Origin of the sequence: Pseudolactococcus laudensis (assembly GCF_013449735.1) — a bacterium.
Taxonomy (GTDB): domain Bacteria; phylum Bacillota; class Bacilli; order Lactobacillales; family Streptococcaceae; genus Pseudolactococcus; species Pseudolactococcus laudensis.
Genome location: NZ_JACBNY010000013.1, coordinates 37,896 through 57,803, shown reverse-complemented (window position 1 = coordinate 57,803; position 19,908 = coordinate 37,896). Strand labels below are relative to the sequence as shown.

General features: G+C 41.8%; 15 protein-coding genes. 2 read left to right on the top strand and 13 right to left on the bottom strand.

From position 1 onward, the window contains the following. Positions 1-251 precede the first annotated feature (251 nt). The 12 genes from purR to HZR21_RS07810 form a co-directional block, all read right to left on the bottom strand. Positions 252-1,070 carry a pur operon repressor gene (gene purR / locus HZR21_RS07865; protein ID WP_180747174.1) on the bottom strand — a complete coding sequence of 273 codons (819 nt, stop codon included), beginning with the start codon at positions 1,068-1,070 and terminating at the stop codon, positions 252-254. Positions 1,071-1,285: 215 nt separating this feature from the next. After that, positions 1,286-3,361, bottom strand: coding sequence for an elongation factor G (fusA, locus tag HZR21_RS07860; RefSeq protein ID WP_180747173.1), 2,076 nt, complete (start codon positions 3,359-3,361; stop codon positions 1,286-1,288). A gap of 294 nt (positions 3,362-3,655) precedes the next feature. After that, positions 3,656-4,123, bottom strand: coding sequence for a 30S ribosomal protein S7 (gene rpsG / locus HZR21_RS07855; protein WP_003140269.1), 468 nt, complete (start codon positions 4,121-4,123; stop codon positions 3,656-3,658). Between the two features lie 20 nt (positions 4,124-4,143). Further along, entirely contained in the window at positions 4,144-4,557 is a 414-nt protein-coding gene (rpsL, locus tag HZR21_RS07850; protein ID WP_003140270.1) for a 30S ribosomal protein S12, read from the bottom strand. A gap of 864 nt (positions 4,558-5,421) precedes the next feature. Then, positions 5,422-6,828, bottom strand: a complete 1,407-nt coding sequence (locus HZR21_RS07845; RefSeq protein WP_180747172.1) for a WxL domain-containing protein — start codon at positions 6,826-6,828, stop codon at positions 5,422-5,424. Positions 6,829-6,911: 83 nt separating this feature from the next. Continuing rightward, a complete protein-coding gene (locus HZR21_RS07840) occupies positions 6,912-7,631 on the bottom strand; it encodes a WxL domain-containing protein (RefSeq protein WP_180747171.1) in 720 nt (239 codons plus the stop codon). Between the two features lie 44 nt (positions 7,632-7,675). Continuing rightward, entirely contained in the window at positions 7,676-8,455 is a 780-nt protein-coding gene (locus HZR21_RS07835; protein ID WP_180747170.1) for a WxL domain-containing protein, read from the bottom strand. Between the two features lie 970 nt (positions 8,456-9,425). Then, positions 9,426-9,719, bottom strand: coding sequence for a hypothetical protein (locus tag HZR21_RS07830; protein ID WP_180747169.1), 294 nt, complete (start codon positions 9,717-9,719; stop codon positions 9,426-9,428). A gap of 44 nt (positions 9,720-9,763) precedes the next feature. Further along, the gene (locus HZR21_RS07825; RefSeq protein ID WP_180747168.1) at positions 9,764-10,294 is read right to left on the bottom strand and encodes an LPXTG cell wall anchor domain-containing protein; all 531 of its coding nucleotides are present in this window, start codon (positions 10,292-10,294) and stop codon (positions 9,764-9,766) included. Between the two features lie 3 nt (positions 10,295-10,297). After that, a complete protein-coding gene (locus tag HZR21_RS07820; RefSeq protein ID WP_180747167.1) occupies positions 10,298-10,633 on the bottom strand; it encodes a hypothetical protein in 336 nt (111 codons plus the stop codon). Next, entirely contained in the window at positions 10,623-10,922 is a 300-nt protein-coding gene (locus HZR21_RS07815) for a hypothetical protein (protein WP_180747166.1), read from the bottom strand. Before HZR21_RS07815 ends, HZR21_RS07820 begins: the two co-directional genes overlap by 11 nt. Before the next feature lie 60 nt (positions 10,923-10,982). Continuing rightward, on the bottom strand, positions 10,983-15,947 hold the full coding sequence (locus tag HZR21_RS07810) for a hypothetical protein (protein WP_180747165.1): 4,965 nt from the start codon (positions 15,945-15,947) through the stop codon (positions 10,983-10,985). An 847-nt stretch (positions 15,948-16,794) separates the two neighbouring features. Here HZR21_RS07810 and HZR21_RS07805 point away from each other — a divergent pair. Beyond that, on the top strand, positions 16,795-16,899 hold the full coding sequence (locus HZR21_RS07805; RefSeq protein WP_180747164.1) for a putative holin-like toxin: 105 nt from the start codon (positions 16,795-16,797) through the stop codon (positions 16,897-16,899). Between the two features lie 586 nt (positions 16,900-17,485). Next, positions 17,486-18,805 (top strand): D-alanyl-D-alanine carboxypeptidase PBP3, encoded by a 1,320-nt coding sequence (gene pbp3, locus HZR21_RS07800; RefSeq protein WP_246307834.1) that lies wholly within the window; start codon positions 17,486-17,488, stop codon positions 18,803-18,805. Between the two features lie 63 nt (positions 18,806-18,868). On the opposite strand, the gene HZR21_RS07795 is transcribed toward pbp3, so the two are convergent. Beyond that, a complete protein-coding gene (locus tag HZR21_RS07795) occupies positions 18,869-19,825 on the bottom strand; it encodes an AEC family transporter (protein WP_180747163.1) in 957 nt (318 codons plus the stop codon). Positions 19,826-19,908 lie beyond the last annotated feature (83 nt).

Here is a 19,908-nt window from a genome sequence, read left to right as displayed (position 1 = left end):
CGAGACAACTATTTAATTCTACCAAAACTTTTTTGACTTGTCAACACCTTTCTGAAAAGTTTTTTTATTTTCTTTTCTTTCGTTCGTGACCTGTCGTTTTGAGTACTTTATTATCTTATCAAATCTGACTTAACATGTCAACACTTTTTTGTTTATTTTTCTCTTTTTCTTAAAATTACACTTTTTTGTCCTGTTTTTAACGTTTATTTATGTCTATTTATAGCAAAAAACAGAGCTTTTTGCTCTGTCTTTTAGTTTTTTTCTGTATAAATATTCCCTAATGTGACATAAATCGATCTATTTTCGACGTCTATGCTCTCAATTTTTAAAATTGATTTATAGTCAGAAATCAGGCGCTCACCTTTAAATGGTCCTTCTGCAAATACTGCAACCCCTGCAAGGAGACAGTCGAACTCATGGACCAGAGACTTCATCCCATTCAATGTACCGCCGCCCTTCATGAAATCATCAACAATCAGCACGCGTTGCCCTGGGGCAAGAGAGCGCTTAGAAAGGGTCATATTCTCTACTTTAGAGCTTGAGCCTGACATATAGTTGACGTTGAGGGTCGCACCTTCTGTGACTTTAGGGTCGCGTCTGACGATGACGAACGGGACATCTAGGATGCTACTAACTGCTTGTGCAATGGGGATGCCCTTTGTGGCAATGGTCATTATCGCATCGATTTGTTTGCCGACGTATTCGTGGGCGATGATTTTGCCGATTTTATCGAGATTTTTTGGGCTGCCTAAGATGTCCGAGAGGTAGATATACCCCCCAGGCAAAATGCGATTGCTTTCTGTCATGAGGTCAGCAATTTCTGTTGCGATGACGCGGGAATTGTCATCAGAAATAGCTGGTGTGAAAATGACCCCACCTGAAACTCCTGCAAATGTTTCAACTGTTCCGACTTCTGTTTCATCAAATATGCGTTTGATGATGACTAAATCTTCAGAAATAGATGATTTTGCTGCACCGTATCGCTCACTAAAAAAAGATAGGGTCGTGAGTTGTCTCGGGTGATTCAACAAATAGTTGGTGAAATCCACCAATCGTTCACTTCTTTTCATACTGCAACCTCTTTCACTAACTATAATTTATCAGGTCATTTTTTGGATTTGTTTTTCTGGTTTGCCAACATTTCCGAACTTAATCTGTTAGTTCCTAACAAATTCTGACGCGATAGCTATCTGTAATGTATGTTACTGCGCATTACATCGCTTACATCTTCTATTATATCAAAAAAACACGAACAATTAAAATTGTTCGTGCTTTCTGGTTAAAATTAACCTTGATTTTTCTTGATGATTGCTTCTTGTACTGATTTAGGCACATCTTCATAGTGGTCAAATACCATCATGAAAGTACCACGTCCTTGTGTAGATGAACGAAGTGTTGTAGCATAACCAAACATCTCAGCAAGTGGTACAAATGCATGAACGATTTGGCTGTTACCATGTGCTTCCATACCTTCAACACGTCCACGACGAGCTGTTACGTGGCCCATGATATCCCCAAGATTTTCTTCAGGAACAGTAACTGTTACTTTCATCATTGGTTCAAGGATAACTGGGTTCGCTTTAGGTGCTGCAGCTTTCAAAGCGTAAGATGCTGCCACACGGAAGGCCGTTTCATTCGAATCGACATCATGGTATGAACCATCGTAAAGTTTTGCTTTAACGTCTACAAGTGGGTAACCAGCAAGGACACCATTTTGCATTGCTTCTTCCAAACCTTTTTCAACGGCTGGGATGTATTCACGAGGTACCACACCACCAACGATAGCGTTTTCGAATTCGAAACCTTTACCTTCTTCATTTGGTGTGAACTCAACCCAAACGTGACCGTATTGACCTTTACCACCTGATTGACGAACGAATTTACCTTCGGCTTGAGTGACAGGCGCACGGAATGTTTCACGGTATGATACTTGTGGCGCACCAACGTTGGCATCAACGTTGAACTCACGACGCATACGGTCAACAAGGATATCCAAGTGAAGTTCACCCATACCAGCGATCAGTGTTTCACCAGTTTCGATGTTTGTTTCAACGCGGAATGACGGATCTTCTTCAGCAAGTTTTTGAAGGGCAACACCCATTTTATCTTGGTCAGCTTTAGATTTAGGCTCAACCATGACTTGGATAACTGGTTCTGGGAATTCGATAGATTCAAGAATAACTGGATTCTTTTCGTCTGTCAATGAGTCACCAGTCGTTGTGTCTTTCAGACCAACAGCGGCAGCGATGTCACCTGAGTAAACATCGTTGATTTCATTACGTGTGTTAGCGTGCATTTGAAGGATACGTCCGATACGTTCGCGTTTGCCTTTTGAGGCATTTAATACGTATGAACCAGCTGACAAAACACCTGAATAAACACGGAAGAATGTCAAACGACCTACAAACGGGTCAGTCATTACTTTAAAGGCAAGAGCTGCAAATGGTGCAGAATCGTCAGCTGGACGTTCTGTGTCTTCACCGTCAGGTGTTACACCTTTGATAGCTGGCACGTCAACTGGGCTTGGCAAGTAGTCAACAACCGCATCAAGCATCATTTGAACACCTTTGTTCTTGAAGGCAGAACCTGCAAGCATTGGGTAGAATTCAACGTTGATTGTCGCTTTACGAATAGCAGCTTTCAATTCAGCTTCGCTGATTTCTTCGCCTTCAAGATATTTCATCATGATGTCTTCATCAGTATCAGCAACAGCTTCAATCAATTTAGCACGCCATTCTTCAGCTTGCTCACGGTATTCTTCTGGAATTTCTTCGTCAAGAATATCTGTACCAAGGTCATTTGTATAAACTTCGGCACGCATTGTTACCAAGTCAATGATTCCTTCGAAGTCTTCTTCAGCTCCGATTGGAATTTGGATTGGGTGAGCGTTTGCGTTCAAACGGTCATGAAGTGTAGACAATGAGTAGAAGAAGTCTGCACCGATTTTATCCATTTTGTTGGCAAATACGATACGTGGTACACCATATTCAGTTGCTTGACGCCAAACTGTTTCAGTTTGTGGTTCAACACCTGATTGGGCATCCAATACAGTTACTGCACCATCCAAAACACGGAGTGAACGTTGTACTTCGATTGTGAAGTCCACGTGACCTGGTGTGTCGATGATGTTGATACGTGTGTCATGCCATGCAGCTGTTGTTGCAGCTGATGTGATTGTGATACCACGTTCTTGCTCTTGGGCCATCCAGTCCATTTGTGATGCCCCTTCGTGGGTTTCACCAATTTTGTGGATTTTACCAGTATAGTAAAGTACACGCTCAGTCGTTGTTGTTTTACCAGCGTCGACGTGAGCCATGATACCGATGTTACGAGTGTTTTCAAGTGAAAATTCGCGTGCCATTGTATAGGTCTCCTAATATATATGTTTGAGTGAAAAATACTAGGAAGGCAGGTCGCCCACCTAGTATTTTTCTTGAGTTACTTTGTTTAATTTTTCCCAGTTGGGTTCTCACAATGTTATCGTGGTTAAATGATGTTTTGTGAGAAATTGCTGGTGCGCCTTGCTGTTCTGACGAAATGACAAAGTTTACCGCAATTTTGATTTTGCTAGAGCTAGGTGCTTGATTTTCTGATCGCCGCGTACTGAGGTACGCAAGTGAAGAAAAGCGAGTGCATAGCCGACGCAAAATCGAAATTACCAACGGAAGTGAGCGAAGGCACGGTTGGCTTCAGCCATTTTATGTGTGTCTTCACGTTTTTTAACTGCAGCACCAGTGTTGTTAGCTGCGTCCATGATTTCTTTAGCTAAACGGTCTTGCATTGTATGCTCACCACGTTTGCGAGCGATTGTTACCAACCAACGCAAACCAAGTGTTACACGACGTTCTGGACGTACTTCAACTGGGACTTGGTAGTTTGACCCACCAACACGGCGAGCGCGAACTTCAAGAACTGGCATGATGTTTTCCATTGCTTGTTCAAATACTTCGATAGCTTCTGTTCCAGTAGCTTCTTTGATTTGTTCGAAAGCGCCGTAAACGATGCTCGCTGAAGTACCACGTTTACCATCAAGCATAACGCGGTTGATAAGGCGAGTGACTACGACTGAGTTATAAAGTGGATCTGCCAAAACTTCACGTTTTGGTGCACGATTTTTACGCATTTATCTTATCTCCTTTCAGATTATGCTTTTGGTTTTTTAGTACCGTATTTAGAACGGCCTTGTTTACGATCTGTTACACCTGCAGTATCAAGTGCACCACGAACGATATGGTAACGTACCCCTGGAAGGTCTTTTACACGTCCACCACGAAGTAATACCACGCTGTGTTCTTGTAAGTTGTGACCGATACCTGGGATATAAGCTGTTACTTCAATCAGGTTTGACAAACGCACACGTGCGAATTTACGCAAAGCTGAGTTGGGTTTCTTAGGTGTCATTGTACCAACACGAGTAGCAACCCCACGTTTTTGTGGTGAGTTTGTTTTCGTTTGAACTTTTTTACGGCTGTTGAAACCAACGTTCAATGCTGGAGCAGTTGATTTAACAACTTTTGATTTACGTGGTTTGCGAACCAATTGGTTAATAGTAGGCATTTCTTGCTTGCTTTCAGAAGTTTATTTTGACTGACGTCAACAAGCGATAATAAACTTGAAAGCATTCCTTTCGTTTTTTCGTTTTGGGTGTGTCGGTATATGGTCGCTTATGCCAAGTTCCGACAAGAAGTTTGGATACTACATGTTAAGAGACTGAGGACGGTGCGCCTAGCGCAAACTTCCATAGAAAGTTAGTCCGAGGTTCAGTTACTCAAAAACATGCTCCTTTTGTTTGACCAAATGAAAAAGTATCGTTTATCAGTTTATCATATCTAGGATAGTCTGTCAAGTTTTTTGGTTCCGTATGGTTTGTGTAAATATTTAAGGGCTAGTTAAATTTCAAATCAAACAAAAACACCCCCATTGCGTTAAACTTGCAGTTGAAAATTACTCAAGTGCAGTAGTCAAACAATCATCCTTAGTGCTAAAATATTGATAATCATACTATTTTTTGTCATATCAAAAAGTCTATTGAACAAGCATATTATTGATAGAGCGATTAACATCTCAAGCTCACTCCTCGGTATTATCTCAAACTACAACGATCATATATCCCGACAAACTCATACTGTTCTACCAAGAGTACGCTCCATGAGGAAAATCTCTCCACAAAATTGTAAAACAACATTATGATTCTTACCGATTTCGTATTGTTTTGGCAAAACAATACGAATTTCGCACAAAAACGACCTTTTTCTTACCAATTTCGCATTGTTTTGCCAAAAGAATACCGATTTGGTAAAAAAATCTGATGTGAAAAAACTCGGATTCATGCAGCGAATAATACGAAAAAAAAGAGTCAAGTAAACCTTGCCAGTTTACTTGGCTCTTTTGATTAATGAGGATTTTCACCCCCACACCTTTTTAAATCTTAGGACCCGCTGTTAGCGTCCAGGTTAAAACAGTTTCATAATCGCCTTCTTTAAGTTTACCATTGTCTTGAAGGTAGAACCCTGCACCGTCTACTGCCTTATACCAATTACTGGTCGGTTTGACTGTTTCCAACATTCCTTTACCAGATTGAGACTGATGCTCATAGACAAGTTGTGGCGCGCCACTTTCCAATGACGCCAATACACCACCATCCTTTTCACGGAAGAAAAGCGTATCTTTTAATACCGTCTTTTTATCCGTTGAAGTTAACGGCTGAGACTGCTGAACAGTTAAATTCCAGCCATCTTTAGTCGCTCGGCGGTAATCATTGACAACTAACTCATTTGTAAAAGCAGCAGCATACATCTTCCCTCTACTTTTAGGCGAAATTAACTGACTGCCAAAGTTAATGTCTGGCACACTAGATAGCGCCACCGCGCCCTTATAACTCAGGTCATAAATGTAGATAGGCACATCGATAGGCGTTGTTGCATCCGTAATCGTTGTCTTTGTAGGCTGTGTCACTGTTGACGGCAATAAATTACTTGGAACGTAAGTATAACCAGTTGGGATATTCGTTTGGGTATAAAATGCATCCGTCCAATCAATTGTATTCCCAATATGTGCTGGGGTCAATTTACCAACTTGCTCACTACCAATCGTCGCCTTATCAGATGCAATCTCTGCGCCTGTAAACGGGTCAACATAAGTATAAGTCACATTTGGGTTGGCATCCGTATAGACATAGATGTTATAGGTATAGGTTTCATTATCCATTGGTACAATGGCGTAATTCGCCTGACCGAAACTATCCCCATTATCATTGTCGGTAGCACTATCGCCATCAGGCTGACCATTACTACCTTGGGGCGCACCCGAGTAAACCTGCTCATCAATCGCCCATTTATAACCTGCGGGCATCTTATCAATGGCAAATTCTTTGGTCGCAAGGTTGAAACTCTGACCCACGAAATTGACATTGTCGACCAAGGTCATATCGGTATCGCCTACCTTGTTACCATTCTGGTCGATATAGTTAATCTTGACCTCACCAACACCTGAACCTTCCAGCTTGAATTCACGTGTCGTATTAGGAAAGACATTTTTATCTAGTCTACCAGAGTTATCAGCTATACTACTATTTTCCCTTATCTCTAGCACCTTAAAGGTTTTGGTAAAGTTTGGATTATATCTTGAATCATTAGTATCCGTCCAACCTCGGATAGTAGCGTTCGTAAAGCGCATTCTCCCACCCATTTGGTCAGACGTATTGAATACTGCTGTTGCTTTATTTTTAACATTACCACTTGCATCTAGAATCTCTGCGTGCAATTTTTTTGGTGAAATAAAGCGAATCGTACCACTTGAGACTTGAATAGGAGGGCTATTAACACTCAAACGTTGACTGAGTTCAAGAACAAGTCCTGCATTAAAAACAATTGTTATCCTCTTTCTTTAAATAGATATTTTCGTCTTAAAAATTAGTTAGCGCCTGCTACTAAAGTCCAGTCAACTGTCGCTTTGTGTGTGCCTTTAGTAATCTCTTTTGCAGGGACATGGATTTTTACATCAGAAGGATTATACCACACAGCTGACGTGTCCCCTTTTGATTGAGGATTCGCTGTTAAGAATTCAACAGATGATGTTTGCGAAATCGTAGTTATTGCACCTTGAACTAATTTTGGTTCTTGATTTGCGAATTCCGATGATGTCTTAGCATTTTCAATTGTAATTGTTGTGCCAGTCAATTTACCAGAGTCAAACGTTGATAATTGTGCTAAAAGTGTCCAGTCATGTTTATCAATCCGACCATCATGAACTTCTATTGCTTGAGAATAGGCTGTTGTATTCCATGGTGTTGCAATTTGTTCCATGGTCAATACTTTACCTGAAAAAATATCTGCTGCGCCTACTTCATGCTTACCAAAGCTGAAGTTTTTTGGAGCATAAGCCAAGAACAACCCCCCAGTAGGACCCGTAATTTGTTCATTAGGATAGTCTGGATCTTTTGGATCAATTGGCAATGGCGTTCCTGGTTTTTGTGGATTTGTTGGTGTTACAGGTGTTGTTGTATCATTGTCAAACTCAATGCTACCTGCTGTTGAGCGATCCAAAAGTGGATCTGCGCTAACAACAACAGTTGCTGCGTTTGCTGCAAACACTGCTAATGCCAGTGCTGAAAGTAATTTTATTTTTGTCATGACTCCCTTTTCTTTTTAAAAGCATGTGTAATTGTGATTAACGATTACATTTCTGGTGATATTGCTGCTGTCCAGATGACGCTAAATGAATAACTCTCATTTAAAAAATCTGTGTAGTCGGGAATATGTAGCTCCATCCCATTCGCAGCCCAGCTATAAGATGAAATTGCTTTACCACGTGTGTCTGCTTTTCCTTTTGTCCGCCAAATTTCTAGCGGGGTTGTATCTGTGATATAACCATCAAAAGTTTCAAAATTTGTTGTGTCGACTGCCGCACTGTCTTGATTCAACTCATTTCTCGCCTCGCCTTTCGGCATCCAGAGCATGGCGCCTTCTACTTTGTGTGCCCCACTAGCAGAAGTAATTTTATCTTTGAGTTGAACACTAATGTGCCAACTTGCGCCGTCTGTGCTACGATTATCCATCATTTGCAAATGATAGAGTTCATCTTCGTAGAAAGCCGCATCCCCACGTGAATGGTAAACTGAAACACCATCTGAATCACTAATCTGTCCAAAAGACAACTTTGCAGGGACATGACTTAAACCAAAGTCTGTTTCCTCATTTATGCTTAAAAGCTTGGGGTTCTCTGCAGTTGCTTTTGAATAATTTTGCTCATTATCTTCTTCATAAGCAGTCAGGGCTCCCTTTTTCCCTGGAAACGGCTTACTTGGATCTCTTGGATCGCGCGGTGTACTTATTATTTTCTTTTGAGAAAATTCTATACCCGCTCCAGTCTTCCCTTCACTTGTCGTTTCAGCATTAACGAGTAATGAACTGCATAACAACACGGAGGATAACAAAACCAAAATTGACCTTTTCATCTAATCTCACCTCCTCCTCGTATAACCCATAATAGTTACTCAAATTATGATATTATGACTAATATCTAAACTCTTACTTGTCCACTTTACCAAAAACATATAGTTTGAAAAATAGATAAACAGGACAAATACTTGTAATTTCAGGACTTTGTTTCCTGTTTTTCTTTTTTTTGCACATTTAATTAAATAATCAACAATCACCTATTTGCTCATTATTCCACCCCTAATCCTATCCTCAAATTGACCAAAAAACCTTTAAAACAACCTTTCAAACCAAAAACCACCGAAACAAATATTCCAGTGGTTTTTATATATAGTTTAATGTTTATTTCGTTATTATATCGCTTAGCGCTTGACATATCCACAAAACTTTTATGATTTTATTATGTTATAATGTCATTTGGCACCTCTTGGTCTAGAAAGGAGGTGTTTCAAATGTTAGATTTTATATCTAAGATACTAGCAGACATCATAGCTGGTGTATTGCTCAGCATCATCATTAGGATGATGACAAACAAGGACGACTAATCTAGACCAGTTGCCTTGACACACGCTTTAAATAAGTGCAAAAAAAGAGCTATGTATACCACTACATAGCTCTTTGTGTTAGATTTTGTATCTAAGATATAACCTTATTGTACCATAATACATCGCCATGTCAACTCAAGACAGCCATAAAGTACGCTTTTAAATTCTGTGTGCGAAATTCGTATTGTTTCTCAGAAAGATTACCGTTTTCGCACAAAAAACAGCATTTTTTTACCAATTTCGTATTGTTTCTCAGAAAGATTACCGATTTCGCACATCAAACGGCTTTTTTACCAATTTCGTATTCTTTCTCAGAAAGATTACCGTTTTCACACAACAAACGGCTTTTTTTTACCAAGTTCGTATTGTTTCTCAGAAAGATTACCGTTTTCACACATCAAACGGCTTTTTTTTACCAATTTCGTATTCTTTCTCAGAAAGATTACCGTTTTCGCACATCAAACGGCTTTTTTATACGAATCTCGTATTGTTTCTCAGAAAGATTACCGATTTCACACATCAAACGGCTTTTTTTACCAATTTCGTATTGTTTCTCAGAAAGATTACCGTTTTCACACAACAAACGGCTTTTTTTTACCAATCTCGTATTGTTTCTCAGAAAGATTACCGTTTTCGCATCGTATTTTTGTGCGAAATTGGTATCAAAATCACTGCTTATACGTGGGCAAGCACAATCACCACCACACCACATCACCACCACCACACCCACACTCAACCAACAAAAAAATCTGCCCACACCATGCGGGGCAGATTTTATTATCACTCGTCTTTATCTGAGCGACGGCGTTTGCTTGCGATAATAAACAAGCTCACGACAAGCGCTAGACCGACTAAACTGATCCAGACACGCTCTGTGTCCGACGTCTTAGGCATTGCTTTTGCAGCTCCTGCCTCTTGTGTATCGGCTAAAACATTTTTATAAGTCAGCGTGATTGTGCCATCCGTCCGGATTTTCGACACCTTCAAGTCACCCGCGTCTATCTGATAAACCGGTGTCACCTTGGCAAAGTCTAAGTCCGCTTTCGTCACTTCCTCATTGACAGGCGTTACCGTCAAGTCACTCGCATAGGGCAAAACGACCGAACCTTGCTCCTGATATGTCTTATCCCCGATTTTGAAAGTACCACCTGCCATGACGACCTTAACCGTCACCTTCTCAGGCACCACCGTCTCAACCGTGAGGTCAGCAATCTTGTTCGCGTTCCCCTCATCGAGCGTATCAGCCGACGCCAAACCCGCCACCAGGAAAGTCGCGAGAATCAGCAGAAAAGTCATGATTTTCTTCTTCATCGCCTACCCTCCCTTCACGAGCCTAACAGCATAGCTGAAATTGCCCTTGAAAGCACCACCAGACAACACGCTGTCCCAGTCAGACGCCTGCACCACCGAAGTGTGCGTTGTTTTGCCCGACCTGAACATGTCGATAACTGAGTTAGATGTTGTGATTTTACTATCATCGTCAGCACGTCGATGCTCTATCTTTAAAGTATCTTTACCATTTGTCAAGCCGACTAGCCCATCAGGGGTGGCATTCATCGCCAACAGCTGAATTTGCTCATCCTCTTGAAGGAGCGCATCCACCGTCACTTGCAGATACTGTTTCTCAGTCGCCAAGTGTTCAAAACTCATTCACCTTGAGCTGAACATCCGGATAGCCTCTGATTTGGATGCTCTCCTGTTTGCCGGGCGTGCTGGCTTTTTCTTTCTTCGTGTCGCTTTGTGCGCTGTCTAAATTCAGCGCGTTTTGTAGTGTTTGAGGTAACTTCTGTGGGTGTTTCACGAAAAATGCGCTCCCCCCAGCAATCAGTAAAACGAGTAGTGTGATAAGTAGCAACAAGCCGCGTTTTTTCTTGCGCTTGTCACCCGTTGGTGTCGCTGTTTCAACCAGCGTGTCTGTGTTTTCAGGTTTATTTTCCAAATCCTGCCCCCTTCATTTCTTTTCTAAGTTGCATTTGAGTTAGTAGTTGACTTTTTATCTTTATTCTTCGTCCGTAGGCAAAGTCAAGCCAACTTCGAATGTAATCGCCCCTGTATAGTTACCTGCGACTTGCGGTGTACCCGTGACGGTTGTTGTGAATGCTTGCGCAGCAGGATCAGTGGTCTTTGCCAAGCCATCGGCATCTGATGACGTGATTGATTTCACGAGACTATTACCAGTAAGTGCCGGACCACTAGTACCCAGTTTCAAGTTGTAAGCCATGTTCGTACCAGCATTTGTTAATACTGTACTGTTACCACTTGCTACACTCACCTTAATCACACTGTTAAGTGGAATCGTCCGATTAGTACCGTTCCAAGCTTTAATCGTTACATCATTGCTAGATCCCTCGAGGGTGCCGTTGATAAGCGCTGGAATTGTAACCGTATAAGTCGGTGCCTCATGAATTTTCCAAGTGATTTTACGGGTCAAAGCTTTTGCATCCGTGTCAATACTCGCTAGGAATTTGTTATAAGCATCTAGCGCTGTATTGTACGCACTCGGACTTGCTGAATCCGTCATAACAACTGAGTCACCACCAGTTGTAAAGGTCGGTGAACCAACTGCGACAGATGCCTGAGAGTTGTAGCCAATCCGTGAGAAAGTTGCATCAGTAAAAGCTTGTTTATAATCCTGTGGGGCAGTTTTCTTGAAGTAGAGACTACTATCAGATTCACGCGCATAGTTCGAATTACCAATAGAGGCGTCCAGAACAGCCGCCGATTTCACGCGCACATTGTAAGCATCCGGCACAAGTAAGACTTTCACTTCTTCCGAGGCAAATGCAGTACTGCTTGCTGGCGTTCTCGCAAGATATTCACCAGAGTAGAGATTGTTTATCGTGTTACCTGGTGTGTAAGTACCATAACTACCGCTTGTATTTTTAACATCAATGGTAGCTGTGCCACTAATCGCACCCGAGTGGTTATTGTAGACTGTCTCATCAGTCACTGATAGCGTTGGTTTAGCTTGACGGCTATACTCGAAGTCAGCCGCGACACTCGCAGGATAATTTCCTTGTGCCAAAGTTGTCACATGCAAGGTCAGTTTTGGTGTCGCAAGTGCTTGTGGCTCAAAGGCAGCTGTAACACTTGTACCAGTTGGTGAGACTGCGGTATCTGACCCAATCTTCACACTATGTGCAGTATCGACTACTAGTGTTTCTAGCGTATAATTGACAAAAGCATTTAGAGTCGTCGGCTCAGCCATCCGTGTATAGAAAGTCTTAGCCACAACGTCACTCTGGTTATGGTTTGAATCCCCAACCACACGGAACTGCACATTATAAGTCGTCCCAGGCTGAATATCTGCACCGTCACTACCCTGTGTCAAAGTGATACGTTTCAGCACTTTTCCTGCAGGGACTGAAACGCTACCTGTACCATTTTCCAAAGTTGGTTTCACCCAAGCGGTGCCATTAGTTGATACTTCTAGCGTTGACGCACTCACTTCTTCATCAAGCAAGACATCAAACGACAAACTATTTTTAGTCACTGTATAGTTATAACTATCAGCATCACTACCAATCGCTACTGTCGGATCTTGTGTCGCAACGACCGGCGTAGCCCACTTGGCTTTAACGATATTAATCTTGACTTCAGATGAAATCGTCGTAGCGCCTGACAAGTCATTACTTGTACTATAAGCAAGATTAAGTCGAGAAGTATAAGTCCCAACGGGCGCTTTATTAATATTACCCGATAAATTTGACTTCCCGGGTGTTACATCATCATTATTATCTTCAGTTAGCACCGGTGTCCAATTCCCTGACGAATCTAGGACATCCCCTAAGACGATAGTAAAGTTTTCATTTACCTCTTCCTTGGCAATAGAAGTCTTACCAGCTAAAGTGTTAAATTCATTACTCGAAGATTTCTCTAAAAGACCACCATAGCCAATAAATGAATCTTTATTCGTGAAACCAAAGAGACCAAGGTTATTAAACTTCATCTTATTATTATCATAAACGGCATCAAAGTAATAAGTATTCTCACCTGTATTTTCTAGTCTCAGCGCTTTTTTTGTCGTACCAGTATCGCCCGTCTGAGCAGTCTTAGGACCCAACTCACCATAAGGCACATCACCAAAGTCAACTTTAGACACGACAAGCGGTGTCGCATATTCTAATACTTGAGAGCGCGGTGCATCAGTCGTTGCCTTAAAAACAAAGCTATAAATATTACCATCAGCATGACTATTAAAATCGAAATCACTTCTAGCAGTAATTTCTTCAGATAATGTCAAAGCTTGACCGGAATCATTCTTACCAGTAACGATAAGCGTTCCTGTGCTATAATTATTCGAAAACTTAGCGTCCGCACCTGAAATCTTAACACTCACACCCTCATTCTCGGCACGAACCGGCGCAGCCGGACGCTTAACAAGCGTCGTCGTCCTGACTTTACCCTTGAAATCACCACTTGTCGCAGCAAGTCGACTAGACAAAGCCAAATCCGCATTACCCGTCCAGCCTAGACTAGCAAAGGTAGTAGAGGTAATAGGATTACTAGCCTCAACAGCCACAGTGCCGCTAGCCGTCGTCAGTAAAATCTTACCACCACTCGCATTATTCACAACTTCAGTAAGATAGTCGACCTGAACATCTCCAGTCGTCGTACCATGCGTCAAAGCGTCACGACGTTTCTTGATGTCTAATGTCCGTGACACACCGACCATACGTGTTGCATCCGCAAGGTGTTTGGTATAGGTGAGCTTACCATCGACATTATAAGGGTAAGATGTATCATCCAAAGCCGATGTTAAACTAATCGCCTGCGTATTGGACGCCTGAACCAACGTCTTCAAACCACCAACATAGTAGTGACCGCCACTCATCAAGTTATAGTCGATAGCGTTAAGCCTAGCATAGCTATCATCAGTATCAGCCAGTACACCTTCATTCTCATAATCAACTTTAAGAAGTTCAGGTGCAGCCAGAGCTGAGATTGACAGACCAAAACTCGTGTCAACCTGTAGTACCACTTCATAGTCAGTCCCAGCCGGCACTGTAAAGGTTGCTGTAGCTTTATCACTCAGGTCAGCTTTACCGTCTGCACCACCGGTATTAGCAAGACCTGCCGATGTCCCCTGTGCCTTATCATAAGCAATCGCAGTAGTATTATCTGGGAATTGCGTACCACCACCCCGATAATCCGATTTATAAGTAATCGTAATGTTATCCAGAGTAGGGTCAGTAGGGTGAGGCTCTCGAGCGACTTCAGTCACACCTAGAGACAGGAAGTTATCTACGTTCTTAATCGTCACGGGCGTGCCGACCATGACGGGGTCACCGACATTAAATCCATCTGGACGCGTATCACCCGTCTTATAGACTTCCGTTGGTGAATAGGTTGCATCTTCATAGTCGAAGTTGAAAAACATTTCCGGTTTTGCGATAACCACATAACCTTGAGACACATCAACTAAAGCATAAGCATAGTCAGCCTTAGCTGAATTGACTGTAATTGTATTTCCACCATCATATGCTTGCTCAGTACTAATATTCGGTTTATCAATCTTTTTAAACTGAACATTGTTAATCCCGTTATCATTCGCTTGGTTAGTAACCGCTAAGGATGTGAAAGCCTCTACAGTCATCCCTTGTCCTTCGGGAACGGTGTAATAGAACTGTTTTTTATTAGGACTTGTTTGTCCTGCTTGGTTGAGATTATCACGAGAATAGAACTGAATGATATCTTCACCACCATAGGTAAATACTTTTTTAGTATTGGCATTATCTGTTAACTTAGCTTTCGTTACAATAGCAGTTTTATTATACAACTCATTAACAGCGTTGGCCTTATCATACTGATAAACCTGATTACTATCTCCTTTGTAGAGGCCTAACAGAGAATACCTTGCCAAATCAAAGAAATAATCCGTCCCATAGTTATTACCAGCAATGCCATTTTGAACGACATAATCACTATTATTGCCTAGCCCCTCAGAGGCTGGATTAAGACCGTAAGGATATTTCCCTGCATTAACTGTTGATAAATCTTTAGTCCCTTTAAATTTATCACCAATATCATTGTTAACATTAAAGTAAAAATTAGTTTGGTTATTGTTTAGACCTTGCGCCTCCTTAATACCTAATGAGCCGTCCCAATAACGATTAGGAATATCTGTCGGATAATCAGCAGCAGACATTTTAGCAGGAGCAATCGTCATAGCTAAGACATCACCGTCACTTGCGGCATCACCGATACTATAATGATTAAAGCTAGTTTCATAAATTGCACCAGGTACAGTCGAGATATCCTGATAAGTAGATGATTGTCCAACACAAAACGTATCTATAACAATCTCATTATTCGTATAGGAACTTTTCTGAAACTCCATTGAAATCCCTGGTCCTTCAAGTTGTGCGTTGAAAGTGCTTTCCATATTCCAGTTGAGAGTATTACCAAATTGTCCAGTTGACCGTAGGGAGCGTTGAGAGTAAAACAAGGTTGAATCAAATGCGCCAAACCACAAATGGTTCCTTGAACCAACGAGAGAATTACTTACTGCACCTGTTGAAAAATTGAATTGAGGCGCGATTTTGACATTGGCAGCCGCAGCGGGTTTATCTAATTTATTCTCATTTCGAATGTCTAGTTTAGCACGTTTTGAGCGTATCGTTGTCGGTGTTCCGTCCTGTTTCGTGTTGGTGATTTCGACAAAGGTATAGTAGGTACCGACGGTTTCTGGGGTTGTTGCGATGAGGATATTACTAGTCGACGACTGCGTCCCAAAGCTCCCCTTATAGTCATAGTTTCCGTCCCCAAACGTATGAGCGCCGAACTTGGCATCCGTCGCTATCGCGCTGCTGGCATCATCCGAGTCGTCGAGGTATTTATCTTCCGTGTTAATAAACCACGCATAGCTCAGCACGCCACCGTCTGTACTGGCTGCCGTGACGTACTCGCGCAGACCACGGGAATACGTGCCGCCACTCTGAATGTAACGACTGGTGTGGGCCATGTCCTTTTGAATATCTGGCGCTGCCGCTGGCGTGCTGTCGGCAACCTGAATCTGCTGAGTGCCCGTCAGGCTGACGATTGGGTATAATTCAGCAGTAGCGCTCCCACCATGACACTACGAAAAAGACGACCTACGTCTTTTCTCATGTCACGCTTATTTTTTAATCTAATCATTCTTTTTACCCCCTCTCCTTTCTATGGACTGAAAACGCCCACTTTTACTGTGTTTCTGGTGCACCTCATGTGCGGTGAAACTTTTATTTATCATACTACCAACTCCTTGTCAAGAAATTTGCTAAACTTTCTTTTAATATATTTATCACAATATTATTATACCACCATTTTTTGTTAAAACAAAACAATAAATAAACCTTTTTTAAAAGTTTTGTAATCGTTAGCTCATTTTATACTCATTAACATCTTAATAACGCGCTTTAGACCAAAATAAAACACGAAAATAAATAGCCCTAAGTAAGTGACTGACAATCAGCGAGCGCACAAAAAAACGATTAGATATTTTATCTAATCGTTTTTTAAATACAGATAACCCTAGCGAAAATCAGAAGAATTTACCGATTTGGCATTGTTTTGGTAAAACAATACCAATTTCGCACAAAATCAGCACTTTTCTGACCATTTTCGCATTGTTTTGCCAAAAGAATTCGAATTTCGCATTGCGCCTCACACCCAGCCATGTCATTTGATAACTTATCCAATGATACAACACGTGTTTTACGACATTATTATGTTATAATAAACTAGTAGAAAAGTTAAGACGGTGGCTATCTTTGAAAGGTGGTGATGCTTATGAAAGTAAACATCAAAATCTATAGAAAGGGGATGCCTATTTGTCAGCGTATGAGACAATTCAAGTTATTTTAGGCTTTGGTATGTTTACCATTGGTTTAATTGGCTTAATTGTTAAGTTGCTTAATAATGACAAAAAAAAATAATTGTCTTTTCTTTAGCAAGGGGACAATTATAATTTAATTTAAAACTTTGCTACCGTCTTAAACGGGTCTACAGGGAACGTGTTAGCGCACGTTCTTTTTTATACCTTAATGATAGCACATCATCAGAAAAAAGTACATGATTTTGATGAAAATTATCATGATAATTAACTTGTCTACTAACTATTTCAATTACTCTGGTATTTGAGAATTAAGAATGTTACCGTCTTAAACGTTTACTCACCATTTTCGTCATCTTTCCCAGAAAGATGTCCAAATTCACACGAAAAATGTACATTGTGCACCATTTTCGTCATCTTTCCCAGAAAGATGTCCAATATCACACAAAAAATGTACATTGTTTACCATTTTCGTCATCTTTCCCAGAAAGATTACCAAATAGACACAAAAAATGCACATTGTTTACCATTTTCGTCATCTTTCCCAGAAAGATGTCCAATATCACACAAAAACTGATGTAAACCCTAAAATATAAACTTTTGGTGTATTTGGCCCTCGTTCATGCTCAAAGGCTTTACTTTTCTCTAACAGAGTTGAGAATATTTGAAATTTTGATATAATTTGACTTATGAAGAATATGACAATGACGAAGAAAATAAAACAGGTTGTATCGCGTGTGATGCTAGGACTGGTCTTGCTTTTACCTGTGATACAACCCTTGCAGGTTATGGCTGATGATCCCTATGACGCCCCTGCAAAGGCTGCTATTGCAATTGATCCGGACAGTGGTAAAATCCTCTATGCTAAGAATGCTGACGAACCTCTTGGCATCGCCTCTACGACGAAATTAATCACTGCCTACATGACCCTAGATGCAATTAAGAAAGGGACGCTGCATTGGGATGATAAGGTCGAGATGAGTGAGTACGCCTATGCCTTAACACAGGATCCGCAGGCGTCTAATATCGCGGTTAAGGACCCAACTGAGGCGTTTTCGATTCGTGATTTGTTTAATGCGGCGATGATTCAATCGGCGAACTCGGCGGCGATTACGCTTGCTGAAAAGATTGGTGGTTCTGAGCCTAAGTTTGTGGATATGATGAAAACGCAGCTGGCTTATTGGGGCATTACAGACGGCAAGCTCGTAAATGCGTCTGGGCTGAATAATAGCGTGCTAGGCAAGAACATCTATCCCGGCTCATCTGAGACGGATGAGAATATGCTGTCTGCTAAAGATTTGGCGATTATTTCTCAGCATTTGATTCGTGATTTTCCAGAAGTTTTGGATGTGACCAAGCAGACCATCGCGACTTTTGATAAAGGCGGTGCGTCTGAGCAGACGCTTGCGACTTATAACTATATGCTCCAAGGACTGCCCGCTGTTCGTAATGGCGTGGACGGTTTAAAGACTGGTACGACTGAGTTTGCTGGAGCTTGTTTTGTCGGCACAACCGTGCAGAATAACTTCCGAATCATCACGGTTATCCTTCATGCAGACAATGCCGAAACCGACGACTATGCGCGCTTTACCGCTACCGGTGGACTGATGAACGAAGTCTACGGCAACTGGCAAGCCAAAACTATCGCGACTAAAGGCATCAAAATGGAAAATCCCGATGCACCGACTAAGATGACAGTAATTGACGGCAAGCAAAACAGCGTCAAAGTCCTGCCAAACGACGACTTCTCAGCTGTCGTGCCAATGGTCGACAACGATACAAAAACGACAATTACTTTCGACAAAAAGCAAGACGCACCAGTCACTGCAGCAATCGAGAAAAACCAGAAACTGGTAAAAGTGAGCTTTCAAATCAAGGATAAGCTCGGCTACCTGCCAGGCTCTGACGGTAACACCTTCTACCTGACCGCAACCAAGGCTGTCCCGCGCAGCAATGCCGTCAAGGTGATGTGGAACCACTTCGTTCGATTCGTGAATGACAAACTATAAATCAAAAACGCCCGAGATGTCACATCGACATTTCAGGCGTTTTTTTTGATAACTAGTTAACACTTAAATCAGCTGCATGACAGCGAGCAAAACCGGCACAACAGCCAGATAGGACAGCACGGTATAGCCCAGCGTCGCCGTCGAAAACTCAACATCCGCATGGTACATCCGAGCCAAAATCGGCACCGAATTCTGAATCGGCATAGACGACTGAATGAAAAAAACCTTGACCATGATATCCGGAATCGTAATCACGCGCGTTATCAAGATGATAATCAAAGGCGAGATGATAAACCGCCCCATTAACACGCCGACAATGGCCTTGTTTAACTTGAGCGTCCGTAGCCCAAGGAAATAGACAGTGATGCCGATGATAAACATGGATAGAGGGGTGGTTAGACTACCGATGTAAGTTGAGAAATTGACGAGGGCGAGAGGTACTTTCACCCCTGTCAATAGCCAGCAAATCCCTACGATAAAGCCTAGCATGGCTGGATTGAGTACTTTTTTAAGACCGTCCATGACACCAAATTTTTGGGGGATATCATCGAGTCCTACAAAAGTTTGGGAATCTTGGGAAATCTTATAGACTCCCCAGGTCCAGAAAAAGGTTGTGTTAGCGATATAGTAGATGAGGACATAAGGTACTGCGCGACTACCAAAAATAGCCATGTTAATCGGCAGACCAATAAATATGGTATTACTGCAGGTAAACATGGTCGAAAAAGTCCCTCGGCGCTGTGTGTCAACGTTTAAAAGTTGCGCTAGCACTTTCGAGGCAAAATAGGCTAGTACCATGGACAAAATTGGCACGATGATGCCGCCGATGAGTTGGAGGAATTCGGTGCGCGAGAATTTTTGCGTAATGGTGATGAACATTTCGAATGGTAGGGCGAGTCCGAGTACCATTTTTGAGAAAGTGTCAGCTGTATGGCGGTCGAACCATTTTTTGTAGGATAGGAAATACCCGACAAACATCATGGCGAATATCGCGAATATGTTGAAATAGGCTTGTATCATGTTCTTATTCTAATACATTACGGTAAGGCAAGTCAATAGAACTCAGGAATATGGCTTGTAGGTATTCTTGCAACTTGTGCGCC